This is a genomic window from Microbispora siamensis, assembly GCF_016863095.1.
GTDB classification, from domain to species: Bacteria; Actinomycetota; Actinomycetes; order Streptosporangiales; family Streptosporangiaceae; genus Microbispora; species Microbispora siamensis.
Genome location: NZ_BOOF01000003.1, coordinates 68,724 through 93,597, shown reverse-complemented (window position 1 = coordinate 93,597; position 24,874 = coordinate 68,724). Strand labels below are relative to the sequence as shown.

Below are 24,874 nucleotides of genomic sequence, written 5' to 3'. Positions count from 1 at the left end.
CGGTTGAACCGATGCACCCCAGGTTTACCGTACGGTCCCTGGATGTACAGCTTGGGGAGGGTTCGTCACCCGGCATCGTCGCCGGATCATTACCGAATTTTCACCATTCATGACCATCAACGGGGCGAATGCCCGTCTGGCGGGGCGGACGCCCGCGCGCACCCATACGATGGCGGGGTGAGCCTCTACCGGGACGAGGGCGTCGTGCTGCGCACCCAGAAGCTGGGTGAGGCCGACCGCATCATCACCATCCTCACCCGGCGCACCGGCAAGGTCCGCGGCGTGGCCAAGGGCGTGCGCAGGACCATGTCGCGCTTCGGCGCGCGGCTGGAGCCGTTCTCCCACGTCGACCTGCAGCTCCACAGCGGCAGGTCGCTCGACGTGATCACCCAGGTCGAGACCCTGCATCCGTACGGCGAGGCGATCGTGGCCGACTACGCCAGGTACACCGCGGGGACCGCGATGCTGGAGACGGCCGACAGGCTGACGGTGGGGGAGAAGGAGCCGGCGCTGCGCCAGTTCCTGCTGCTGGTCGGCGGGCTGCGCACGCTCGCCGAAGGCGGCCACGAGGCCCGGCTGGTGCTCGACGCGTTCTTCCTGCGCTCGCTGGCCGTGGCGGGCTACGCCCCCGCGCTGTCGGAGTGCGCGCGGTGCGGCGCGGAGGCCGTGCGCGCGTTCGCGATCGTCGCCGGTGGCGTGGTGTGCGGCGCCTGCCGCCCGGCCGGCGCCGCGGTGCCCGCCGCGGAGACGATCGCGTTGATGATCGCCCTGCTGCGCGGCGACTGGGCGGCCGCCGACGCCTCCGAGTCCCGCCACCGCGCCGAGTGCAGCGGCCTGGTCGCCGCGTACCTCCAGTGGCACCTGGAGCACGGCATCCGCTCGCTACGTCATGTGGAGCGGGAGTGGCCAGCTCAGATGACCGCAAGCGAGGCGAGGATCATCTGAGCGGCCCCGCGGGGGTCCGGGGGTCGTCCCCCGGTGTGGGCAGCTCAGATGACCGCAAGCGAAGCGAGGATCATCTGAGTGGCCCTTGCGGGGGTCCGGGGTCTGGAGGTTGTTCTCGGTGGCGTCGGCGTGGGGTGGGGAACGCACGGAATCCGCACGGGATCCGCACGTCTCGCGCGCCTGAGGACCGGTCGGGACGCAATACCCTCGGTACATGGTCCGTCCTCCCTCTCCGCACCCGTCCGGGGTCACCCCGCCCGCCATCCCGCGTGACCTGCTGCCGCGACACGTGGCGATCGTTATGGACGGCAACGGCCGCTGGGCCAAGGCGCGCGGGCTGCCCAGGACCGAGGGGCACAAGATGGGCGAGGCGTCGCTGTTCGACGTCATCGAGGGCGCCATCGAGATCGGCATCCCCTACCTGTCGGCGTACGCCTTCTCCACGGAGAACTGGAGGCGCTCGCCGGACGAGGTGCGCTTCCTCATGGGGTTCAACCGCGACGTCATCCGCCGGCGGCGCGACCAGCTCAACGCGATGGGCGTGCGGGTCCGCTGGGCCGGGCGTCCCGGGCGGCTGTGGAAGAGCGTGATCAAGGAGCTCGAGGACGCCGAGCGGATGACGGTCGGCAACAGCACGCTGACCCTCCAGTTCTGCGTGAACTACGGCGGCCGCGCGGAGATCGTGGACGCGGCCGTGCGGCTCGCCCGCGACATCGCCGCGGGCCGGGTCAAGGCCGACAAGGTCTCGGAGAAGACCTTCGCCCGCTACCTGGACGAGCCGGAGATCCCGGACGTGGACCTGTTCCTGCGTTCGTCCGGCGAGCAGCGCACCTCCAACTTCCTGCTCTGGCAGTCCGCGTACGCCGAGATGGTCTTCCTCAACCAGCTGTGGCCCGACTTCGACCGACGGGACCTGTGGCAGGCCTGCGAGATCTACGCCAAGCGCGACCGCAGGTACGGCGGCGCCGTTCCGAACGAGGTGGCGCGGAGCTGAGACACCGGGCGGTAGCGGGAGCCCGGTGTCAGGAGGCGTCGCGGCGGCGGGCCCGGTACGCGGCGACGTGCATGCGGTTCCCGCAGGTACGGCTGTCGCAGTAGACCCGGGAGCGGTTCCTCGACTCGTCCACGAAGACGTGGGAGCAGTCGGGCGCCGCGCACGTGCGCAGGCGATCCCGCTCGTTCTCCACGAGCACGTGGGCGAGGGCGACGCCGCAGTCGGCGGCCAGGTGCTCGGCGACCGACGAGCCCGGCGCGAAGTAGTGGACGTGAAGGGGATGGCCGTCGTGCTCGGCGAGGTGCGGCGTGATGCGGGTGCGCTGCAGCAGCGTGTTGAGCAGGGTGACCGCCGTCGGCTGGTCCGGTGCGGTGAACACGGCGTGGAACTCCTCGCGCAGGGCCTGGACCTCGGCGAGGTCCCGCCGGGTCACCACCCCGACCCCGCTGACCTCCCGCCTGCGGACGAACTCCTCCAGGTCGCCGACCTCGGCGAGCCCGTCGCGCTCGCCGGCGCCGGTGTTGATGAGGTCCACCACCGTCGCCAGCGAGTACACCATGTCATGGCTGAACGGCACGCCATCTCCCTTTTGTCGCGGCGGTCCCTGTCGCGGCGCAGGCAGCGTACCTCTCGGGGAGCCCGCGCGGGGCGGGGTCAGCTCTTTCCGGCCGCCTCCGCGTGCGACGCGGCCGCCTGCGCGCACGAGGAACAGGTGCCGAAGACCTCCACGGTGTGGGTGACGTCGATGAAGCCGTGCTCGGCCCCGACGACCTCGGCCCAGCGCTCCACGTCCGGCCCGGCCACCTCGACCGTACGCCCGCACTCCCGGCACACGAGGTGGTGGTGGTGCGTGTCGGTCTGGCAGGCCCGGTAGACCGACTCGCCCTCGTCGGTTCGCAGCACGTCGACCCGGCCGGCGTCGGAGAGCGACTGGAGTGCCCGGTACACGGTCGTCAGGCCGATCTTCGAGCCGACCGCGCGCATCTCGGCGAACACGTCCTGCGCGCTGCGGAACCCCCGGCTCTGGCGGAGGATCTCGTGAACGGCGTCACGGCTCTTCGTCATCAGGACTCCTGTGTACGGCTTCGCCCTACGACCTACCAGGTTAGGCCGGTTCGCGTCAGATCAGGCCGAAACGGGTGGCGGCGAGGAGGACCAGGAACGTCGCGACCGCCACACGCAGCAACCGGCCCACCAGACGCAGCGAGGGCCACGACAGGTAGGCCAGCCAGGCGATGAACGCGAGCACCGGAAGCACGGCCACCCCGCCACGCCAGTCCGGCACCACCAGCCCGGCGATCAGCAGGGCCACCATGACCAGCGGGATCACCCAGCGGGGCTGCTGGAACAGGAAGACCAGCGGCGCGGCGCTCTTGCGCTCGACCTCCGCGCGCAGCCCGGTGGCGCCGGGCGTGAAGAACTGCTCGCCCTGCGGCAGCGGCCGCCGCACCCGCGGGGACGCCGCGTTCCCCTGGGCGGGAGGCTTCCTCGCCAGAGGATGGGCCGGCACCTGACGGCGCGGCGGTTCGGTTTCGCTTCCCACGCGTTCGAGCCTAGTGCGCATCCGCCCAATCTTCGCCCCGTCGCGTCGCCCGCCGTACTTGTTCCGCCCACGTCGCCCGTCGCGTCGCCCGCGGTGCTCCTTCCGGCCGCCTCGCCCCGTCGCCGCCGTGATCCTTCCGCCCGGGTCGCCCCCCTCCCCGGCGGGGCGTACGCGAGGGGTGGCATGCTGGGCGACATGCTCGCCGTGATCCGTTATTCGGTGCCGGGCGCCCGCGCCGACGAGTTCGCCGCCCAGGCGCGCGACATCCTCGACCTGCTGGCCGCGCAGCCGGGATACCTGCGCGGCCAAATCGGCAGGTCGGTGGACGAGCCGGCCCTGTGGGCGGTGGTCAGCGAGTGGGAGGGCGCGGGCTACTACCGGCGGGCTCTGTCGGCGGCCCGCATGGTGATGTATCCCCTGATGACCCTTATGATCAACGAGCCCAGCGCCTTCGAGGGCGTCTACACGCTGCCGGGCGAGGGGGCGAGCGCGGGGACCGTGGGCAAGGCTTGAGCGCGGGGGCGCCGGATTCCCCTAAGCTTGAGCACGGATCCGGGCAGGTGGCCGGACGTCCCGCAGCCGCGGCACGGCGGCCGGGCCGGCCCGCCCGCTTCAGCGGACAACGCACGCTGACCCCGATCTCAACGCCGACACCCAGCCGGATGGAGTTCCACTGATGGCACGTCGCACCGACGTCTTGGAAACGATCGTCAGCCTCGCCAAACGCCGCGGGCTCGTCTTCCCGTCGAGCGAGATCTACGGAGGCCTGCGGGCGTCCTGGGACTACGGCCCCCTCGGTGTCGAGCTCAAGAACAACGTGAAGCGCGAGTGGTGGAAGGCCATGGTGCAGGGCCGCGACGACGTCGTCGGCCTCGACTCCTGCGTCATCCTCGCCCGCGAGGTCTGGCAGGCCAGCGGCCACGTCGACACCTTCACCGACCCGCTCACCGAGTGCCAGGCGTGCCACAAGCGCTACCGCGCCGACCACCTCATCGAGGCGTACGAGGCCAAGCACGGCAGCGAGCCGGCGGGCGGCCTGGCCGACATCACCTGCCCGAACTGCGGCAACAAGGGCGCGTTCACCCAGCCCAGGCAGTTCAGCGGCCTGCTGAAGACGTTCCTCGGCCCGGTGGAGGACGAGTCGGGCCTGGCGTACCTGCGGCCGGAGACCGCCCAGGGCATCTTCATCAACTACCTGAACGTCCAGCAGTCGGCCCGCAAGAAGATCCCGTTCGGCATCGGCCAGATCGGCAAGTCGTTCCGCAACGAGATCACCCCGGGCAACTTCATCTTCCGCACCCGTGAGTTCGAGCAGATGGAGATGGAGTTCTTCGTCAAGCCCGGCACGGACGAGGAGTGGCATCAGTACTGGATCGACGAGCGCCTGCGCTGGTACGTCGACCTCGGCATCAACAAGGACAACCTCCGGCTCTACGAGCACCCGAAGGAGAAGCTGTCCCACTACTCGAAGCGGACCGTGGACATCGAGTATCGCTTCAACTTCGCCGGCGGCGAGTGGGGTGAGCTGGAGGGCATCGCCAACCGCACCGACTTCGACCTCACCGCGCACGGCAAGGCGTCCGGCACCGACCTGTCGTTCTTCGAGCAGGAGTCGGGCGAGCGCTACGTGCCCTACGTCATCGAGCCGGCGGCCGGTGTGGACCGCGCGACGCTGACCTTCCTCCTCGACGCCTACACGGTCGACGAGGCGCCCAACGCCAAGGGCGTGATGGAGGAGCGGACCGTGATGCGCCTCGACCACCGCCTGGCCCCGGTCAAGGTCGCGGTGCTGCCGCTGTCGCGCAACGCCGACCTGTCGCCGAAGGCCCGCGACCTCGCGGCCCGGCTGCGCCGCCGGTGGAACGTGGACTTCGACGACGCGGGCGCCATCGGCCGCCGCTACCGCCGCCAGGACGAGATCGGCACGCCGTTCGCGATCACGGTCGACTTCGACACCCTGGAGGACCAGGCCGTGACGATCCGCGAGCGGGACTCCATGGCCCAGCAGCGGGTCGCGCTCGACCAGGTCGAGTCGTACCTGCGCCAGCACCTCAACGACTGATCATCGCGAGGAGGCGCCTGTCCGGAAATTTCCGGACAGGCGCTCTTTGGTGTGCCCGGCACCCGTCGTCAGGTGCCGATCATCGTTCCCCGAAGGTCGGGGGCGCGGGAAGATCGAAGGGGCGCGGGATCTCGCCGTTCCGCTATGAACATCAGCTTGGTCGTCCTTTCGACCACTTCCTCAGGCTGGCGTCAGGGGCGTCATCCTGTGCCAGCCGGTCGCCATTCGTGTTCGAGGATCGAGCGGACGATTGAATCTCTCCAGCGGCCTCGTACGAAGAGATGGTCGCGAATCCGGCCTTCCTCGATAACGCCAGCATCGTGTTGTCGCCAACGCCTATGTTGCGATCCACAGCCGCCCCCGGAGGGCGACCGCCGCCCAAAGGCCAGTACGTCACCAAGCCGGGCGCGTTGTTGCGACCCATGGCCGCCCCGGAGGGCGACCGCCACCCGGGCGGCAGCAACACGCTGCGGGCAACGCTCAAGGTTGCGACCCACGGCCGCCCGGGAGGGCGACCGCCACTGCATGGCGTTCGCGTACCGCTGGAAGGTGTACGCGTTGCGACCCACGGCCGCTCCGGAGGGCGACCGCCACCCTGGCGGGTCTTGACGGCGTTCAGGCCGTCCATGAGGTTGCGACCCACGGCCGCCCCGAAGGGCGACCGCCACAAGGTATGCCTCAGCCGATGCCGGGCGGCCTGTATTGGTTGCGATCCACGGCCGCCCCGAAGGGCGACCGCCACGCCACTGTATGACGCGGGGGAGCTGCTCCCACGGAACGTTGCGACCCACGGCCGCCCCGGAGGGCGACCGCCACCAGGTCGCGGGTGAAATGCCCGCGTGGTCAGCCAGGAAGTTGCGATCCACGGCCGCCCCGGAGGCGACCGCCACGAGATGCCGCGCAGGATCAACCTGAGGTCGGCCGCGGAGTTGCGACCCACGGCCGCCCCGGAGGGCGACCGCCACCTCACCCACGCTTGGATGTCGGTGAACAGGCCGGAGAAGTTGCGACCCACGGGCGCCCCGGAGGGCGACCGCCACAGCGGCGCCGCTGACCTTTTCGTCTACACCAACGCCGTTGCGACCCACGGCCGCCTGGGAGGGCGACCGCCACCGCTGGTACTGCTCCTCGCCCAGGGCCTCGCGCAGTTGCGACCCACGGCCGCCCCGGAGGGCGACCGCCACCCACCGACCGGCAGCTCGGGTACCTCGCGGTGCGCCGGTTGCGACCCACGGCCGCCCAGGAGGGCGACCGCCACTCCCGTGTCATCGTGTTGCGCATCCCCACGGACGAAGTTGCGACCCACGGCCGCTCCGGAGGGCGACCGCCACCAGGCGCCGAAGTGGCGGCACACGTACGCGCCGAACCTGTTGCGACCCACGGCCGCCCTGGAGGGCGACCGCCACTGCACGCCTGCCCGGGCGTGAACTTCTACTGCTACACGTTGCGACCCAGGGCCGCCCCGGAGGGCAACCGCCACCGGGTGGGGCTGGCGGGGCGGCGGAGAGCCTTGCGCAGTTGCGACCCACGGCCGCGCGGAGGGCGACCGCCACGTGGCAGCGGCCCGGGTGCCGCCGGGGTTGTCGAGGTTGCGATCCACGGCCGCCCGGAGGGCCACCGCTACCGTGCTGGTTTAGAGCGGCCGGACGACGGCCCTGCTCGTTGCGACCCACGGCCGCCCCGGACGGCGACCGCCACATTGCCGGCATACCCGGCTTGGATCTGCTGCTGGGTGTTGCGACCCACGGCCGCCCCGGAGGGCGACCGCCACCGTCCGCGACCCGCCGCGTAAAGGACGCCGAGCGGTTACGACTCACCGTCGCCCCATAGGGTGGCCGCCACCCGGACAGTTGGGCCACGCCCTGGGCCCCAGTGTTGGGGTTGCGACCCACGGCCGCCCCGGAGGGCGACCGCCACGCCAGCCGACCCGGTCGTGGCACTCGACCCGGCATGGTTGCGACCCACAGCCGCCCCGAAGGGCGACCGCCACCCAGGCTCTTGGTGTCCTCGGACACGCCGTCGCCGTTGCGACCCACGGCCGCCCCGGAGAGCGACCGCCACCCGGTCGCCGGCGTTTAACCGGGCCAAGGCACCCACGTTGCGATCCACGGCCGCCCCGGAGGGCGACCGCCACGCGGCACGTGTACACCGGCACGCCGACCTACACCAAGTTGCGATCCACGGCCGCCCCGGAGGGCGACCGCCACGCCGTGCTGGCCCGCAGGAGCAGGCCCGCACAGAGATGTGCGATCTACGGCCGCCCCAGAAGGTGACCGCCGCCGATTGTGGAGATCGGTCACTACATCCAGGTCCACAAGTTGCGATCCACGGTCGCCCTGGAGGGCGACCGCCACCACTCGGTCCCAGGAGTTCTGATACGGCAGGCTCGTGGAGTTGCGATCCTCGATCGCCCCGGAGGGCGACCGCCGCGCCATTTGCCCCCTGCCCAGTCCGAGCCCAGCATGTTGCGACCCCACGGCCGCGTTGGACAGCGACAGGCGGCAAGAATTCTCTGACTCACTTTTTAAGTGGCGAGTGCCGACAGGGTCAGCTGGGCGGGCCGGTGCCTGCGGCCCGCGGACTCGGCTCGTTCATCCGAGGACGCGCGTGAGGGTGACCCCCTCGGGAGCGTCGTCGTCGATCGAGATGGTGTAGTCGGTGAACGCGCGTGGTGTCGCTTTCTTCGGCTCCACCTGGACGCGGTCGAACAACTCGTGGGCCGGGGCCCGGCCGAACGGGTCGTCGTGGCTGAACACGAGCAGGCGGCGCATGGCCATCTCGCCGCGGGTGGATGCGCGGTCGTGTTCGAACATGAGGGTCATGGCCCGCCAGAAGGTCTCCAGGTCCTGGCTGGTGACGCCGGTGCGGCGGGCCAGGGGTGCGCTGAAGTGACCGTGCCCGAGGTAGAGGCCGTAGGGGATGACGTGCTTGTTGCCCATCTCGGTGGACTCGCCCTTGTCGATGTCTTCCTGGCGGGTCTGGGTGACCCGGGTGATTCCATGCTCCTGGGCCAGGACGGTGTCGATGGAGCGGGAGAAGGTGAGCTGCATGGGGCCCTGGACGCGTCCGCAGGGTTTGGTGCCGGTGGACATGACGGCTCCGAACATGCGGACGTCGTAGAAGGTCTGGCACATCCACTGCTGGGCTTCGATCTCGGACTTGCGCCGCTGCTTGGGGTCCAGGTTCAGGGCAGCGTAGGCGCGTTCGTGCTGGGCGTTGAGGGAGGTGCCGGTCTCGACGTAGATGTCGTAGCCGGGCATGCCCTCGTTGAGGAGGGCGACCATGTTGCGGATCTTGCGCTTGATCGCGACATCGGTGACCAGGCCCTGCCCGGTCTCGGGGTCGGTACGGGGCATGCCTCCCGCGTCGGGGTCGCCGTTGGGGTTGCCGTCGCGGACGTCGAACAGGAAGACAAAGTCGTGCTTGCGTGCGGGGTCGAGGTGGACGGACATGTCCAGCGGATTCCTTTCGGGGGATGAGAACGACGAGATCAGGCGGATTCGGATTCGGCGGCAGCGGCGGCCTTGAGCGCGGCGGCAGCGCGGGCGGCTTCGCGGCCGGCGGCCCGCTGCTGGTGATAACCAAGGACGAACCGGCCCTGACCAGGCAGGTCCAAGGTGGCGGGAATCTCAGTGGTGAACTTCTGGACGATCTCGTCCAGGCGCCTGTCCAAGGCGATGCCGGCGGCCTTCTTGCTGCTGCCACGCAGCCGCCGCAGGTGGCCCGTGGCGTTTTTGCGCAGCATGGTCAGCACCGGCAGCGGCCTGCCCATGGCCGCGCCGAAGAACTTGTCCCCGATCGTGGTGTTGATGTTGTCCAGCGCGGCGCGCTGAATGTCTTCCAGCACGGCGAACATGCGTCCGCACAGGTAGGCGGGGTCGTCGGTGTCGGGGTTGAGACGGTCCACCAGGATCTCCTTCATGGCGGGGACAGCACGGGTGAGCAGCAGCCGCAGCAGAGCAGCACGGGGAAGATCGACACGGCCGTCGGCTCGGATGCGGTGGATCAGGCTGGCCAGCAGGTATGCGGGTGGCCGGGTACCGCGCAGAGCCGCCGCCATGAGGTCCCGCTCGGCTGACTTGGGCGCGGTGTCCCTGACGTAGCCCTGCTTGCCGTAGCGGCCGAGTGCGGCGGCCATACGCCACAGCGCGACGTGCTGAGGGCCCTCCGCCCAGACATCGCACATCGCGTGGTCGGCGAACCAGGCATTCACCCGCTCACACAGGTCGCTCAAGGGGACGTCGACCCAGTCGCGGATGACCACCCGGCTTTGGTTCGCCGACAGGGTCACGGCGTAGAAGGCGTTGCCGTCCAGCCAGACGGCGCGGCGGGCGGGCGGAAGCCGTACCTGCTCGATGAACGCGTTGACGTCGTTGGGTTGGGCGTCGCGTACGGCGCCGAGCAGCGATATCGGCGCGGGGCGGCGCAGCCACCACACCAGGACGCTGTCGCTGCCGCGATAGCGATGGTGGGGATCGGCCAGCAGCGCGTTCAGCACCGACATGGCCTGCCCGCCGCACGTGTCGCAGATCGGGGTGTTGGCCAGCTGGGTGATACCGCCCCGGCCCTGGGCGGTTTTGTTGATGGACACCAGCTGGGCATCGCGGCCCCGGCCGCCCGCTACAGGGATCGCGCCCGGTTTGACCGGCTCGGGGATGGTGTCCAGCAACGGCGCGAGATCCCCGCACGACAGGCAGATGCCCTGGCCGCCGGCTGAGCCTTTGCGCTCGCGGACGATTTGTCCCCATGCCGTCGCGGCGGAAGGCAGGGCGTGCAGCCATCCCTGATCGGTCCTGATCGCCACCACGTCGGACGGTTTTGCCTCAGGGGGAATCTCGATCTGGGAGGAGGCGCCACGTTCCAGGAAGGCGACCACGGGTGCGGCGAGGGGCTCGTCCTTGGCCCAGCGGTAGACCAGCTCGGCGAAATCCCGCGCGCGGCGGCGGGCGTCGGCAACCTGCTTGTCGCTGTTGTCCTTCGGCATTCCCAGCACGTACTGCAAGGTGTCAGTGAGCAGGAACGGAAGCGACCCGATGCCTGAGCGTTGCGCGTACGGGGTGTCCAGCAGCGCCCCAGCCTTGGCCTCGGCGCTGCTCAAGTCCACCAGCCGGCCACCTCGTGGGCGTCCGTCGGCATCCAGGTCGATCGCCCAGCGCACGCTGCGGTTGCGGTAATACGGCGCGGGAAGACCCTCCCGGTCACGGGCGTGCGCGGCAAGCTGCTTGATCAGCATCCGACGCTCACCCCCTGCCGCCGGTACGCGCCGCGGCGCCGGGCAGCTCGACGCCTTCTCGCGGGACCTCCATGACGCCCTTGTCGAGTACGGCGTGGAACCACCGGTAGGTCTCGCCCTCGGGCCGGTAGTCGATGCTGTGCAGCATCACCCCCAGGACCTCGTCATGAGGAAACGGATTCTGGCCGGTCTTCGGGCGGAAGGACGCCGAGAACTCCCGGACGCCGAGAAACGGCTGGGAGAAGCAGGCGCCCCGCTCGACCCTGCGCCGGAACTGATCGCGGTACTTGGCCTCGGGATCGGTGGTGTGCGGGCGCAGCCGTACCTGGGCGTGAATCCGGTAGGCGACATCGCGCAGGCACACCATGTTGCGCTGGTCACGGTCGGCTTCGGCATCGAAGCGGACGGAGGCGTCCGTCATCGCCTCCCGCACCCACGCCATGGTCAACATCGAGGAGACCTCGTTGCGGCGAAACGACGCCCACTGGATCCGCTTGAGCATCTCGATCCGCTGGATGACATAGGAGAACTCCGGCTTCCAGAAGATCGCCTCCAGTACGCCCTTGGCCGCCGACGGGGTCATCATCGGGTAGCTCAGCCGTTCCGTCTTGAACTCCGGCCGGGTGAAACAGGCGTACGGTGCCTCGACTTCCACCACGAGCGGGGGTGGTGGATGGTGAGCACGACGGGTGGTCAAAACACCAACTCCTGAGGGTCGGGGGATGTGATCTCAATGCCTCGCTGCGGGTGGTAGTCGCCCAGCCATTCCAGAAGGTCACCGATAACGGGCGCGGCCAGTCCTTCCTCCACCGCCCGGCGGGCGGCACCACGCGGCAGGGTGGCCAGGTAGGGGCGCAACGCCCGCAACTGGGCCCCCGCCCCGGGGCGGCCATTGCGCAGGTACGCCAGGATCCGGTCCAGTTCATCGGTGTCGCCGTACCGCACCGCGACGGGAACGGTCCATTCATCGATCATGCGAAACAGCTCGGCAACGCGGGGAAACTCGTGGGCCACGCGTTCCTTCTGAATTTCCTGCCCCGCCTGCTCGACGTTGTGGAAGTCGAATCTGGCCTGGTAGTACTGCTGCAGCGCGTCCAGATCGTCGGGTGGGCAGTCTGGCCCGAACCGGTCGCGGGTGGCCTGCAGCGCTGGCCCGTACAAGATGCCGGCGGCCTCGTTGCCGTCCTCCGGGTCGAAGATCGTGACCGTCCCGTACGGCAGGCGTCCGCTGCGGTTGACCCGCCCGGCGGCCTGCTGCAAGGAGTCCGCCGGGGCAGCCGCACGAAACCCGTCCGGGAAGTCCAGGTCGACACCCGCCTCGACCAGCTGCGTACTGACCACGGCGACCGGCTCGCCCGCCGCCAGACGCTTCCTAATCTCCTCCAGCGTGCTGCGCCGGTGCGCGGCCGCCATCCGCGTGGACAGGTGCAGCGCGGGACGATGCTCCTCCATCAGCCGATGCATGCGGGCGGCGTCCCGGGTCGTGTTCACCACCACCAGCACCTGCGGTTTGGCCGCAGCCTGCGCGGCGACCTGCGCCATCGTGGGCTTGGGATCCAGCAGCCACCGGTACCGCACCCGCTGCCCCAACGCTGCATACAGCGGCTTCGGCTCCGCGATCACGTCCCTGATCCGCTCTCCACGAAGGGGGGACAGCAGCTCGAACGGCGGCTGAGTCGCCGAGGCCAGCACCACCGTGGCGCCGAACCACCGGGTCAACGTGCGCAGCGCCGACACGATCGGGATCAGCAACCGGTCCGGCAGCGCCTGGACCTCATCGAGCACGATCACCGAGCCGGCCAGCCGATGCACCCGGCGCATCGCCGCAGGCTTGTTGCTGAACAGGGACTCGAACAACCGGATTGTGGTGGTGACCACGAACGGGGCGTCCCAGTTCTCCGCCGCCAGGCTCTGCCACGGCCGCCCTGGCGTGCCGTCGTCCAGATCGACACCGCTGTGATGCTCCAGCACCACAGGATGGGCATCGCCGTCCTGCTCCAGGAGGTTGCGATAGACGGCGGCGTTCTGCTCAGTGATCGACATGAACGGCACCGCCACGATGACCCGCTTCAAGCCATGACGCCGAGCATGGTGCACCGCGAATCCACCCGCCGCGAGCGTCTTGCCTGAGCCGGTCGGAGCGGGAATCCGATAGATCCCCTGCGGACCTAGCGCAGCCTCCAGGCACTGCTCGTACACCGCCTGGCGTAGCCCGTCGACCGGAGATGGCCGGGCGCCGTCCAGTATGTCCCGGCGCCCCCGCTCGAACCGCTCAGCCAGATCAGCCGCGGCGATCGGATGCATCGGTCGCGGTGCAGCTGCGAAATGTGCTTCCGTATCGAGGAAATCCGCATCCACCACCGTGCTGTAAACCATGCGCACCAGCAGATCCAGCGCGTACGGGGTCCTGATTTGCCGCCTCGGGAAGCCAGCGCGGCAGCGCAATAGGTGCCACGGGGTGGATCTCCGGGACCACCTTCTCCACTCGGCGGATCGCCTCGGCGACAAGGGGATCAGTGTCAGCGAAGCGCAGTTCCTCCTTCAGCCGCGACCGGCTCGGAAGTCCGCCGTGATGCCCGAACACCACCGCGGCCAGAATGCCCAGGTTCTGTCGATCCAGCAGCCAGGTGCCTGCGTGCTTATGCGGAACGCCCACCGGACCCTTACGGCTCTCAGCCTGAATCAGCCCGCACTGCCAATCGTCGCAGCCCTTCCCAACATCGTGGACGAGCCCGCAGTGGGCCGCGAGAGGTCCCGCGTCGAAGACCTCGCCGAAGGCACCCGCCCGCCAGGCCGTTCCACGCAAATGGTCACCGAGCTCATGACGAAGCCCGTCACCATCCCGGGCACTGTGCGCCCACAAAGGTCCGGCCACGGTCGCCTCTCTATGCGGAAGATCTGCGAGAGCTGAACTGTAGGAGAGGCGACCGACAATTTCAGCAAGTTCGGAGGAATCCCGTCCACAGGACAGCACCGTTGCTTCTTGTAGCCGGGCTTTCGCGCCCAACCATGATCTTTGATTTCGGCGGCCGAGGGCATCGCCCTCCTATAGCATCGATTCCGATCGGGGTGAAGTTACCTTGTACTCCTACGGCTCCCGTAGTTCGGAACCACAAGTGCTCATGCGACACGCCATAGCTCCTTAAGGAGTTATGGCCCGATTTGTAACTTGATATGAAAATTAGCATTCATGGTCAACGACGCCTCATCAGGCATGATGCCTATCAGGTGCTGTGGCGGTCGCCCTTCGGGGCAGCCGAGGATCGCAACCGACAAGCTCCTGAACATCGGGGCCATGATCGTGAGTGGCGGTGGCCCTTCGGGGCGGCCGAGGATCGCAACGCTCTCGTGACGCGGCCGCTCGTTCTTCCGCAGGGCGTGGCGGTCGCCCTCCGGGGCGACCGAGGATCGCAACGCCCCAGTACCATCCGGCCACCTTGACGGCTACCTCGGTGGCGGTCGCCCTCCGGGGCGACCGGGGATCGCAACACCCACGACCACTACCTGAAGATCTGGGCGCTCGGCGTGGCGGTCGCCCTTCGGGGCGGCCGAGGATCTTAATGCGGCGATGGACGGACGGGCGACGTCCGGCGTTCACCGGTGGCGGTCGTCCTCCGGGGCGGCCAAGGGTCGCAATTACACGGTCGACTCGCGGATCACGAGGCGGCAGGGCAGTCGGTGGACGCCGGGGGTGGCCCGGCCGCCGAGCGCCGCGAACAGGTGCTGGGCGGCCGTGCGGCCGAGCACCTCCAGGTTCATGTCGACCGTGGTCAGCGGGGGCCTGGTCTCCGTGGACAGGACCTCCCAGTTGTCGTAGCCGACCACCGCGAGGTCCTCCGGCACCCGTCGCCCGCGTTCCCGCGCGGCCTCCACGAGGCCGGCCGCTATCTGGTCGCTGCCGCAGACGACGGCGTCCACCTCGGGATCGGCGCGCAGGATCACCTCGGCGGCCTGCCGTCCCCAGCGCTGCGACCACACGCCGTACAGGACCTGGCCGCCGGACATCGGCAGCCCCGCCTCCTCCAGCGCGAGCGTCACCCCGGCCGCCCTGTCCTGGGCGGCCTGGTAGTGCTGCGGGCCGGTGACGTGCGCGATCCTGCGCCGGCCGAGGGTCACCAGGTGCCGTACGGCCTGCGCCGCACCGTCCACGTCGTCGGGCACGAACGACACGTCGTCCGGGTCGTCGGACGGCGCGTAGGCGTACACGACGGGCACGGGCAGGTCGCGGCTTATCGAGGGCCGGGGGTCGGTGCTCTCGCCCACGACGATGAGGCCGTCCACCCGGCGGGTCAGCAGTGTGCGGATGTGGTGCTGCTCGCGGATGGCGTCGCCGCGGGCGTCGCACAGCAGCACCGCCATCTCACCCGCGCCGAAGGCGTCCTCGGCGCCGAGCAGCACGGGGATGCCGAAACGGCCGACGCTGTCACTGGTGAGCAGGCCCATCGTGCGGGTGGATCCGGTCAGCAGGCTGCGGGCCAGCGCGTTCGGCTGGAACGACAGCTCTTCCGCTGCCTGGAAGACGCGCCTGCGGGTCTCCGCGCGAACCTGTCCCCGGCCGTTGAGCGCCTTGGACGCGGTCGCGATCGAGACCCCCGCGAGGGCGGCCACGTCGGTGATCGTGGCGGGTCGTTGCGGAGGAGCCATCGATACGTAAAACCTTTTCAGACTGTGGGCGACTACGGCCTTGCCGAAGATAGTCGCCGTTCCGTGATGACGCAAGGACTAGGCATGCCATTGACGGCGGCGTATGTTGCGGCTACGTTTCCGAAAACCTTTTAGGTCATTTTCCGTGATCTTCACGCGAGGAGCACCTGCCAGCACGGCACACCCCCCGTAAGGAGCACCGATGTTCAGACGACTGCCGGCGATCACGGCCGCAGCGCTCCTGGCCGCGGCACTCGCGGCCTGCGGCGGCGGCGAGCCCGCGGGATCGGCATCGGCCGGGTCGAGCGGCCCGGTCACCGTCACGATGTGGACCCGCGCCGCCACCCAGGCGCAGAGCCAGCGCCTGGTCGACGCCTACAACAAGACCCACAAGAACCAGGTCAAGCTGACCGTCATCCCCACCGACAACTATCAGCCGAGGATCGCCGCGGCGGCGGGGGCCAAGCAGCTCCCCGACATCTTCGCCGCCGACGTGATCTTCGTGCCCAACTACACCTCCCAGGGTCTGTTCCTGGACATCACCGACCGGATCGCCAAGCTCCCGTTCAAGGACGCGCTGGCCCCCTCGCACATGCGGCTCGGCACGTACGAGAACCGGCAGTACACGCTGCCGCACACCCTCGACCTGTCGGTCTGGTTCTGGAACAAGGACCTCTACAAGAAGGCGGGGCTCGACCCGGAGAAGGGCCCCACCACGCTCAAGGAGTTCGCCGAGCAGGCCACGACCGTGCAGGAGAAGCTGGGCAAGGACGGCAAGGTCCACGGCACCTTCTTCGGCGGCAACTGCGGAGGCTGCTACGTCTTCACGTTCTGGCCGTCGGTCTGGGCCGCGGGCGGCGACGTGATGAACGAGGACGGCACCCAGTCGCTGGTGGACAAGCCGCCGATGACCGACGTCTTCGCGATCTACCGGAGCCTGTACGAGAAGGGCGTCACCGGACCGACCACCAAGGAGGAGCAGGGGCCGACCTGGACCGGCTTCTTCCCCAAGGGCGAGATCGGCGTGATGCCGATGCCGTCCACCACGCTCGGGTCGATGCCGGCGGACATGAAGATCGGCGTCGCGCCCATCGCGGGCCCCGACGGCGGCGAGTCCACCTTCGTCGGCGGCGACTCGGTCGGCATCTCGGCCACCTCCCAGCACCCGGACGAGGCGTGGGACTTCCTGTCCTGGTCGGTCTCCGACGAGGCCCAGGTCGAGGTCATGGCCAAGAACAAGGACGTGGTGGCCCGCACCGACCTGGCGGACAACAAGTACTCGTCCGCCGACCCGCGGGTGGTGCTGATCAACTCGCTCGTCGCCAAGGGCAGGACGCCGTACGCGCTGAAGTTCGGCCAGACGTTCAACGACCCGCAGGGGCCGTGGCTCAGGCTGGCGCGTGAGGCCGTCTTCGGGGACGCCTCGAAGGTCGCCTCGCTCAACGAGTCCGTCAACCAGTCCCTCCAGCAGTGATGGCAGGCCCAGTGAGTGGCACTGTCCATGTGACGGCGGCCCGTGCGGGCCGGGGCCGACGCGCCCCGGCCCGTCCGGGCACCCTGCGCGCGCTGGCCGGGATGGCCTACGCGGCGCCCACCGCCGTGATCGTCCTCACCCTGTTCCTCGCCCCGCTCGTGCTGGTCGTCGTGATGTCGCTGCACAGGTGGCCGCTGCTCGGGGCGCCGACGTTCAACGCCCCGGCGAACTACGCGAAGATCGCCGACGACCCGTTGTTCCCCGGCGCCGTGGTCTTCACGCTGAAGTACACCGCGATCATCACGGTGCTGCTGTCGGCGCTGGCCCTCGGCCTCGCGCTGCTCGTGCAGGAGCGCCGGCCCGGCGTCGGCTTCTTCCGTACGGCGTTCTTCCTGCCCGGCGCGGTCGGGTTCGCCGCGGCGGCGCTGCTGTTCTACGGCATGCTCAACAACGACGTCGGCCCGTTCGGGTTCCTCGGCGTGAAGTGGACCGGCACGCCGAACATGGCCCTCACCTCCACGATCGTGCTGGTGCTCTGGCGCTTCGCCGGGTTCAACATGCTGATCCTGCTGACCGGCCTGCAGTCCATCCCGGTCGAGGTCTACGAGGCGGCCAGGTCCGACGGCGCGTCCCGCTGGCAGGTGTTCACCCGGATCACGCTGCCGCTGCTGCGCCCGACCCTCGCGCTGATGCTGATCCTCAGCATCACCGGGTCGCTGCTCGCCTTCGACCAGTTCTTCATCTTCACCAACGGCGGGCCCGACAACAGCACGGTCTCGATGGTGATGGTGATCTACCGCAACGCGTTCTTCAAGTTCGACCTCGGCGGCGCCGCCGCGATCTCCGTCGTGCTGCTGGCCGTCCTGGTCGCGCTCAACACCCTCCAGTTGAAGGTCCTGAGATGAGGTACTACTCGTCCCGGTCGGCGCTGGCCGTGCTGTTCCTGTTCCCGCTGCTGTGGAGCGGCTGGTCCTCGCTGCGGGGACAGGACGGCGGCTACACGCTCGGCAACTACGCGCAGATGGCGCGGTTCGGCGAGGGCCTGCCGCGTTACTTCGGCAACAGCCTCCTGGTGTCCGTGATCACGGTCGCCGGCACCGTCGTCGTCTCGGCGCTCGGCGGCTACGCGTTCGCCCGGTTCCGCTTCCCCGGCAAGAATCTGCTCTTCCTGGCCACGCTCGCGATCCTCATGGTGCCGTACGCCACCATCCTCATCCCGCTGTACGTCCTGCTCGGGTACGTCGGGCTGCAGAACTCCCTGGTCGGGCTGGCCCTGGTCTTTGTGATGTTCCAGCTTCCCTTCGCCACCTACATGATGCGCAACTCCTTCGAGGCCGTCCCGAAGGAGCTGGAGGAGGCCGCGATGGTCGACGGGTGCGGTTCGCTGCGCGCGCTGATCGGCATCCTGCTGCCCGCCGTGCGGCCTGGCCTGATCACCGTCGGCCTGTTCGCGTTCCTCGCCTCGTGGAACGACTTCTTCGCGCCGTTGATCCTGCTCAACGACGGGTCGAGCTTCCCGCTGCCGGTCGCCGTCGTCAGCATGACGCAGAAGACGTTCGGCGCGATCGACTACGGCATGCTGCAGGCCGGCGTCATGGTCATGGCGGTGCCCTGCCTGCTGCTCTTCCTCGTCCTGCAGCGCTACTACGTCCGCGGATTCATGTCAGGAGCCTTGCGTGGTTAGTCCCGTCGCGCCCTCCTCCGGCGCCCTCACCCCCCTCGGCCTGCCGGGCGTCCGCCTGCTCCCCGGGTTCTGGGGATCGCAGCCGACCCAGACGATCATCGACCACTGCTACACGTGGATGGAGCGGGTGGGGTGGATCGGCAACTTCGCGGGCGAGCCGCGGCGCGGACGCGAGTTCAGCGACTCCGAGGTCTACAAGCTGATGGAGGCGATGGCCTGGGCGGGCGACCCGCGGATCGAGGAGCTGACCCGCGTCGTCGCCGCGGCGCAGGAGGCCGACGGCTACCTCAACACCAAGTGGCCCGGCGCGCGGTACACCGACCTGGAGTGGGGCCACGAGCTGTACTGCTACGGCCACCTGATCCAGGCCGGGATCGCCCGCAAGCGCACCCACGGCGAGGACGAGCTGTGGGACGTGGTCCGCCGCGCCGCCGACCACGTCTGCGCGACGTTCATGGAGGGCACGGAGGTCTGCGGGCACCCGGAGATCGAGATGGCGCTGGTCGAGCTCTACCGGGAGACCGGCGCGGAACGCTACCTGGAGATGGCCCGCAGGTTCGTCGAGCGGCGCGGGCTGCCGGCGCTCGCCGACATCGAGTTCGGCCGCGCCTACTACCAGGACGACCTGCCCGTACGGCGGGCCGAGGTGTTCCGCGGCCATGCCGTACGCGCGCTCTACCTGGCCTGCGGGGTCGTGGACCTGGCCGTGGAGACGGGCGACAAGGAACTGCTGGAGACCGTCGAGCGGCAGTGGGAGCGCACGGTCGCCCGGCGCACGTACCTGACCGGCGGCATGGGGTCGCGGCACTCGGGGGAGGCGTTCGGCGACGACTACGAGCTGCCGCCCGACCGCGCCTACAACGAGACCTGCGCCGGGGTGGCGTCGGTCATGCTGGCCCACCGGCTGCTGCTGGCGACCGGCGACCCCCGCTACGCGGACCTGGCCGAGCGCACGCTCTACAACGTCGTCGCCGCCGGGCCGGCCCTCGACGGGAAGTCGTTCTTCTACGCCAACCCCCTCCAGGTGCGGGTGCCGGGGGAGAAGGTCGAGGGGGTCAGCCCGCGTGCGGAGGGCGGGCTGCGCGCCCCCTGGCGCGAGGTGTCGTGCTGTCCCACGAACCTCGCCCGCACCTTCGCCTCCCTGCCCGCCTACCTCGCGACGGCCGACGAGCGGGGAATCCATGTCCAGCACATCACGCCGTCGGTCATCGGCCACGACGGGCTGCGGGTGCGGGTCTCCACGGGTTACCCCTGGTCGGGCTCGGTGACGCTGACCGTCGAGGAGGCTCCGGCGGACCCGCGCCGGATCACGGTGCGCGTCCCGGGCTGGGCGGGCGGCGGCCGGCACGAGTGGGAACGTTCCTGGCAGCAGGGCGAGGAGGTCCGTCTCGACATCCCGATGTCGCCGCGCTGGGTCCGCGCCGATCCCCGGGTGGACGCCGTGCGCGGGTGCGTGGCGGTCGAGCGCGGGCCCCTGGTCTACTGCGCGGAGTCGCCCGGAGACGCGCCGCTGCTGTCGCAGATCGAGGTCAGCACCGCCACGCCACCGGTGGAGCGCGGGCCGTCCCTGGAGGTCGCCGCCCGTCACGTCGTCGCCGAGGACGACGGCTGGCCGTACGGCGAGGCCCGGACGGAGCAGGGGGAGCCGATGGTGCTGTGGCTCGTGCCCTACCACCGCTGGGGCAACCGGGGGCCCGCGACGATGCGGGTCTGGCTGCCTGAAGCCCGCTGAAAGTTTCATTGCGAAAACCTTTTCTGACATATTGGCGATAATCGCGGAGTGGTAATTCTCCGTGGATTTCAGTTGCCGGGGCGGCGGGGGAGCGGGCCGGTCGACTCCCGCACCACCAGCCGCCCCGTCCGCCGTACGACGCCGGACGTGCGGTGCCCGTCGAGGGCGGCCGACAGGTGCTCGACCGCCGCGGCGCCGAGCTGTTCGAGGTTGAGGTCGATGGTCGTCAGCGGCGGGCGGCAGTCGGCCGCGAGCGCCTCCCAGTTGTCGTAGCCCACCACCGCGACGTCGTCGGGGATGCGCCGTCCCAGGGCGGCCAGGGCCTCGCAGGCGCCGTCGGCGATCTGGTCGTTGCCGCAGAAGATCGCGTCCACCTCGGGGGCCGCGGTGATCAGCATCCGGGTGGCGTGGCGGCCCCACCGGCGCGACCACTCGCCGAAGAACGGCTCGCCACCGGCCAGATCGAGGCCGGCCTCGTCCAGTGCCGCGCGCAGGGCGGCGGCCCGGTCGCGGGCGGCCCGGTAGGACTCGGGACCGGTGATGTGCGCGATGTGGCGGCGGCGCAGCGCGATCAGATGACCGGCGGCCAGCCGGGCCCCTCCCGTGTCGTCGGCGAGGATCGACAGGTCGGCCGGGTCGCTGGACTCGCCGTACACGTAGACCACCGGCACGGGGATGTCCCGGGTCAGGGACGGCCGCACGTCGTTGCTCTCGCCCAGGATGACGAACCCGTCGACCTGCCGGGCCAGCAGCGTGCGGATGTAGTGCTGGCGCCGGATGGCGTCGCCGCGCGCGTCGCACAGCACGACAGACATCTCCTCGTTGCCCAGCGCGTTCTCCACCCCGAGCAGCACGGGCATGGAGAAGCGCCCGCCGAGCTCGTCGGTGAGCAGCCCGATGGTGCGGGTGCGGCCGGAGATCAGCCCCTGGGCGAGCGCGTTGGGGCGGAAGGACAGCTCGGCCGCGGCCCGCCGCACCCGGGCGCGGGTCTCCTCGGCGACCTCGGCCCGGTTGTTCAGGGCCTTGGAAGCCGTCGCCACCGAGACCCCGGCCCGGGCGGCGACGTCGGTGAGCGTCACCATTCCGGAACGACGTCGGCCCACCGAAATCCTTTCGAAAGACATTTCAGAAAAGGCGCGGGAGAAGGCACCCGCACGCCCTGACCATATGCGGGCGAGCGCGCCGCCATCAATGCCGCCTGCGCGCTGATCTCGTTACCGAAAGTTAACGTTGCCGAAAACCTTTTCGGCATCGATTGTGGGCTCAAGCGCGGCATCCGCCCCCGGGTGACCGTCCCCCCAACCACCCCCGAAGGAGGTGACGTGATGCCGGCGTTCGTCCATCCCCGGTTCAGATCCCTGACCGTGGCGGTGGTGCTCTGCCTCGTCATCGGCGCCCTCATGGTGCCGAGGCAGGACGCCTCCGCCGCCCAGACCATCGGCTATCCCACGTTCACCGGTCCCGCCATCCCCACGCCGCCCGTCGGCTACAGCACGGGGAACATGCTGCGGGCCGTCTACGACTCCGAGAGCTCCGGCACCGACTTCTGGATCGACCGGCTGCTCAGCCGCACCGGCGGAAGCGACCCCTCCGACGCCGACGGCGGCATCCTCATGACGCGCGGCCGGGCCCTGTTCATGAAGACCCACACCCCCGGCACGCTCGGCTTCGCCGGCAAGGTCGCCTACATCGAGAGCATCAACGACCAGAGCGCCTTCACCGTCGCCGTCACCCCGGGCACGTTCACCGAGCAGACCGCCCAGCGCAAGCAGACCCCCAGCCACTGGAAGAGCGTCCACACCAGCGGCAACGTCCGGATCGAGCAGACGAAGTTCATCACGGACAACAACGTCGCGGTGGCCAACCTGGCGATCACCAACGGCGGCACCGCCTCCACCACCCTGCAACTGCGCGCCACCTCGCCGTACGCCACCTCGGGCAGCGGCAACGAGCTGACCGGCACCGTGAACGCCTTCAACAACCTCACGACGATCCGCCCCCGGCTGTCGGGCGACGGGTTCACCGTCTCCAGCGGGGGACTGAACCGCTCGGTGACGATCGCGGCCGGCGCCACCGTCACCGTCAAGCTCGTCATGGGCTTCGTCACCGACGAGATCCCCGACTCGCTGAGCGAATACAACGCCTACAAGGGCTACGACGCCGCCACCGCGTTCGCCACGCACGTGCGGGCCTACAACCGGTGGTGGGCGGACAACATCCCCTACTTCGACTCGCCCGAGCCGGCGATCACGAAGAACTACTACTACCGCTGGTGGCTGATGCGGTTCAACAACCTCGACGCGAACCTGCCCGGCCAGACCTACCAGTTCCCGACCTCCGTCGAGGGCGCGCTCGGCTACAACAACGCCATCGTGCTCACCCAGCCGATGCACATCGACGACCTGAAGTATCTGCGCACCCCGCTCTACGCGTACGGCGACTGGCTGTCGGCCGGGCAGGTGTCGAAGGGCGGGCGGTTCCTCGACAACCCGGGCGACCCCGCCAACTGGTCCAACAGCTACACCCAGTACATCGGTGAGGCCGCCTGGCGCAGCTACCAGATCCACGGCGGGCCGCCCGCCGTCGCGGCGAACCTCGCCAAGTACGCCGAGGGCGACGCCAAGGGCCAGCTCTCCTACTACGACCACGACGGCAACGGGCTGATCGAGTACGACTGGGGCGCCCTCACCGGCAACGACGCCGACGCCGTGTCGTTCCACTGGCGCAGTGGCAACCTCGACCGCACGTGCTGTGGGACCCGTCGAACCGGGTGCTGGAGCACCGCCACGTGGCGACGAACACGCTCGACCCGTGGAAGGAGATCAACAACTTCTACCCGTACGCGGTGGGCCTGATGCCGAACACGGCGACCTACCGGGAGGCGCTGCGGCTGTTCGCCGACCCGGCCGAGTATCCGGTCTTCCCCTTCTACACGGCCAACCAGAAGGACAAGGCGGCGGCGGCCGGCAACCCCGGCAGCAACAACTTCTCCACGATCAACTCGACCGTGCAGTTCCGGCTGTTCTCCTCGGCCATCCGCAACTACCCGAGCTCCTACATCACCAAGGACGACTACAAGAAGCTGCTCTACTGGAACGCCTGGGCGCAGTACGTGGGCGGCGACACCCGCTGGCCCGACGCCAACGAGTTCTGGGCGAACTGGAACGGCTCGTCGATCACCTACCGGTCGTGGATCCACCACAACATCCTGGGCAGCAGCAACTGGACGCTGATCGAGGACGTGGCCGGGCTGCGCCCGCGCGACGACGCCAAGGTGGAGCTGTCGCCCATCGACATCGGCTGGGATCACTTCGCCGTCAACGACATCCGCTACCGCGACGCCGACCTGTCGATCGTCTGGGACGACCCGTCCGACGGCGTCACCCGGTACGCCGGGGTGCCGCAGGGCTACTCGATCTACGTCAACGGCGCCCGGGCCGTGACCGTGGACCGGCTGGCGCCGTTCGTGTGGGACCCCGCGACCGGGTCGGTCACCTTCACCGGGGGCGCCACCGGGACCGTCTCCTACAACCAGGCGGTCGCCGGGATGAAGGCGCCGCAGCAGGTCGTCCACACCGACCCGCGGGTGGTCGACGAGCTGGCCAAGGCCGGAGCCGACATCACCGCGAACCTCACCGACCTCGCCCAGGGCGCCACCGTGTCGGCCTCCTACACCGGCTCGGGCACCACCACGGCCTCCGCCGTGGACGGATTCCCGATCAACGAGCCGTTCTGGGGCGCGGCCGGCTCGCCGAACGCCCAGGACTGGTACGAGGTGAACTTCGGCAGCGCCAAGACCTTCGACGAGGTCAGGCTCTACTTCAAGGACAGCCGCCCGGCGAGCACGGCCTACCGGCCGCCGTCGGCCTACCAGATCCAGTACCTCGACGGCGGCACCTGGACCACCGTGAGCGGCCAGGCGAAGACGCCCGCCACCCCGCAGGGCAACTACAACCTGGTCAAGTTCAGCCCGGTGACCGCGCAGCGGGTGCGGGTGCTGATGACCAACCCGTCCGGAGCCAAGAGCGGGCTCACCGAAATCAAGATCTACAACCGTGGCGGCACCAACCCGCCGCCGGTCACCAACCTGGCCCAGTCGGCGACGCCCTCCGCGTCGTACACCTCGTCGTGGGAGTCGGTCGCCGCGATCAACGACGGGATCGACCCGCCGTCGTCCAACGACACGGTCAACCCGCGCTGGGGCACTTGGCCCAACCAGGGTGAGCAGTGGGCGGCCCTCACCTGGCCGTCGGCCGTGACCGTCGGCCGGGCGCAGGTCTACTTCTTCGACGACGACCAGGGCATCGACCTGCCGGCGTCGTGGAAGCTCCAGTACTGGAACGGCAGCGCCTACGTGGACGTCGCCGGGGCGAGCGGCTATCCGGTCACGGCCGACCAGTACAACACCGTGACCTTCACCCCCGTCAGCACCACCCGCCTGCGGGTGCTGCTGCAGAGCGCCTCCGGCTACTCCGTCGGGCTGCTCGAAGTCAAGGCGTACGGCTCGTAACGCGTCAGGCGGGGGAGGCGAGCGGCCTCCCCCGCACCCCCCACTCCGACGGA

20 protein-coding genes are annotated in these 24,874 nt (G+C 69.6%); 10 read left to right on the top strand and 10 right to left on the bottom strand.

Going from position 1 to position 24,874, the window contains the following annotated elements; all coding sequences use genetic code 11:
* Positions 1–177: 177 nt before the first annotated feature.
* Positions 178–945, top strand: coding sequence for a DNA repair protein RecO (gene recO / locus Msi02_RS03480; protein ID WP_204047035.1), 768 nt, complete (start codon positions 178–180; stop codon positions 943–945).
* 214 nt (positions 946–1,159) lie between these two features.
* Positions 1,160–1,939 (top strand): isoprenyl transferase, encoded by a 780-nt coding sequence (locus Msi02_RS03475; RefSeq protein WP_079312249.1) that lies wholly within the window; start codon positions 1,160–1,162, stop codon positions 1,937–1,939.
* A 28-nt stretch (positions 1,940–1,967) separates the two neighbouring features.
* Here the strand turns inward: Msi02_RS03475 and Msi02_RS03470 are convergent, their stop codons facing one another.
* The 3 genes from Msi02_RS03470 to Msi02_RS03460 all read right to left on the bottom strand — a co-directional run bounded on the left by Msi02_RS03470 (position 1,968) and on the right by Msi02_RS03460 (position 3,482).
* A complete protein-coding gene (locus tag Msi02_RS03470; protein WP_239108092.1) occupies positions 1,968–2,516 on the bottom strand; it encodes a CGNR zinc finger domain-containing protein in 549 nt (182 codons plus the stop codon).
* 77 nt (positions 2,517–2,593) lie between these two features.
* The gene (locus Msi02_RS03465) at positions 2,594–3,004 is read right to left on the bottom strand and encodes a Fur family transcriptional regulator (protein ID WP_079312251.1); all 411 of its coding nucleotides are present in this window, start codon (positions 3,002–3,004) and stop codon (positions 2,594–2,596) included.
* A 55-nt stretch (positions 3,005–3,059) separates the two neighbouring features.
* Positions 3,060–3,482 (bottom strand): DUF6703 family protein, encoded by a 423-nt coding sequence (locus tag Msi02_RS03460; RefSeq protein ID WP_239108091.1) that lies wholly within the window; start codon positions 3,480–3,482, stop codon positions 3,060–3,062.
* A 195-nt stretch (positions 3,483–3,677) separates the two neighbouring features.
* Here Msi02_RS03460 and Msi02_RS03455 point away from each other — a divergent pair, with 195 nt between their 5' ends.
* A complete protein-coding gene (locus Msi02_RS03455; RefSeq protein ID WP_079312415.1) occupies positions 3,678–3,995 on the top strand; it encodes an antibiotic biosynthesis monooxygenase family protein in 318 nt (105 codons plus the stop codon).
* 163 nt (positions 3,996–4,158) lie between these two features.
* Positions 4,159–5,544 (top strand): glycine--tRNA ligase, encoded by a 1,386-nt coding sequence (locus tag Msi02_RS03450; protein WP_079312255.1) that lies wholly within the window; start codon positions 4,159–4,161, stop codon positions 5,542–5,544.
* A gap of 2,591 nt (positions 5,545–8,135) precedes the next feature.
* Here Msi02_RS03450 and cas7c read toward each other — a convergent pair.
* From cas7c to Msi02_RS03425, 6 genes are all read right to left on the bottom strand, one after another.
* Positions 8,136–8,996: a type I-C CRISPR-associated protein Cas7/Csd2 gene (gene cas7c / locus Msi02_RS03445; RefSeq protein ID WP_204047034.1), complete on the bottom strand. Its 861-nt coding sequence runs from the start codon at positions 8,994–8,996 to the stop codon at positions 8,136–8,138.
* A 38-nt stretch (positions 8,997–9,034) separates the two neighbouring features.
* Positions 9,035–10,777, bottom strand: a complete 1,743-nt coding sequence (gene cas8c, locus Msi02_RS03440; RefSeq protein ID WP_204047033.1) for a type I-C CRISPR-associated protein Cas8c/Csd1 — start codon at positions 10,775–10,777, stop codon at positions 9,035–9,037.
* Between the two features lie 7 nt (positions 10,778–10,784).
* A complete protein-coding gene (gene cas5c / locus Msi02_RS03435) occupies positions 10,785–11,432 on the bottom strand; it encodes a type I-C CRISPR-associated protein Cas5c (protein ID WP_204047032.1) in 648 nt (215 codons plus the stop codon).
* A 38-nt stretch (positions 11,433–11,470) separates the two neighbouring features.
* On the bottom strand, positions 11,471–13,153 hold the full coding sequence (cas3, locus tag Msi02_RS03430; RefSeq protein WP_239108090.1) for a CRISPR-associated helicase Cas3': 1,683 nt from the start codon (positions 13,151–13,153) through the stop codon (positions 11,471–11,473).
* Entirely contained in the window at positions 13,059–13,784 is a 726-nt protein-coding gene (locus Msi02_RS42960) for a CRISPR-associated endonuclease Cas3'' (RefSeq protein ID WP_239108089.1), read from the bottom strand. Before Msi02_RS42960 ends, cas3 begins: the two co-directional genes overlap by 95 nt.
* A 629-nt stretch (positions 13,785–14,413) precedes the next feature.
* A complete protein-coding gene (locus Msi02_RS03425) occupies positions 14,414–15,421 on the bottom strand; it encodes a LacI family DNA-binding transcriptional regulator (protein ID WP_204047031.1) in 1,008 nt (335 codons plus the stop codon).
* Positions 15,422–15,623: 202 nt separating this feature from the next.
* On the opposite strand from Msi02_RS03425, the gene Msi02_RS03420 reads away from it, so the two are divergent.
* Genes Msi02_RS03420 through Msi02_RS03405 form a run of 4 tightly spaced genes read left to right on the top strand, consistent with a single transcriptional unit; the run spans position 15,624 to position 20,311 of the window.
* Positions 15,624–16,895, top strand: a complete 1,272-nt coding sequence (locus Msi02_RS03420; RefSeq protein ID WP_079312261.1) for an ABC transporter substrate-binding protein — start codon at positions 15,624–15,626, stop codon at positions 16,893–16,895.
* A gap of 11 nt (positions 16,896–16,906) precedes the next feature.
* Positions 16,907–17,800, top strand: a complete 894-nt coding sequence (locus Msi02_RS03415; RefSeq protein ID WP_239108088.1) for a carbohydrate ABC transporter permease — start codon at positions 16,907–16,909, stop codon at positions 17,798–17,800.
* Entirely contained in the window at positions 17,797–18,579 is a 783-nt protein-coding gene (locus tag Msi02_RS03410; RefSeq protein ID WP_204047029.1) for a carbohydrate ABC transporter permease, read from the top strand. Before Msi02_RS03415 ends, Msi02_RS03410 begins: the two co-directional genes overlap by 4 nt.
* Positions 18,572–20,311 carry a glycoside hydrolase family 127 protein gene (locus tag Msi02_RS03405; protein WP_204047028.1) on the top strand — a complete coding sequence of 580 codons (1,740 nt, stop codon included), beginning with the start codon at positions 18,572–18,574 and terminating at the stop codon, positions 20,309–20,311. Before Msi02_RS03410 ends, Msi02_RS03405 begins: the two co-directional genes overlap by 8 nt.
* A gap of 68 nt (positions 20,312–20,379) precedes the next feature.
* Here Msi02_RS03405 and Msi02_RS03400 read toward each other — a convergent pair whose 3' ends face one another.
* Positions 20,380–21,414, bottom strand: a complete 1,035-nt coding sequence (locus tag Msi02_RS03400) for a LacI family DNA-binding transcriptional regulator (RefSeq protein ID WP_239108087.1) — start codon at positions 21,412–21,414, stop codon at positions 20,380–20,382.
* 222 nt (positions 21,415–21,636) lie between these two features.
* On the opposite strand from Msi02_RS03400, the gene Msi02_RS03395 reads away from it, so the two are divergent.
* Both Msi02_RS03395 and Msi02_RS03390 read left to right on the top strand, forming a co-directional pair.
* Complete coding sequence (locus Msi02_RS03395) at positions 21,637–23,166, top strand: hypothetical protein (protein ID WP_204047026.1); 1,530 nt, start codon at positions 21,637–21,639, stop codon at positions 23,164–23,166.
* Positions 23,058–24,821 carry a discoidin domain-containing protein gene (locus tag Msi02_RS03390; RefSeq protein WP_204047025.1) on the top strand — a complete coding sequence of 588 codons (1,764 nt, stop codon included), beginning with the start codon at positions 23,058–23,060 and terminating at the stop codon, positions 24,819–24,821. Before Msi02_RS03395 ends, Msi02_RS03390 begins: the two co-directional genes overlap by 109 nt.
* The last annotated feature ends 53 nt before the right edge of the window (positions 24,822–24,874 follow it).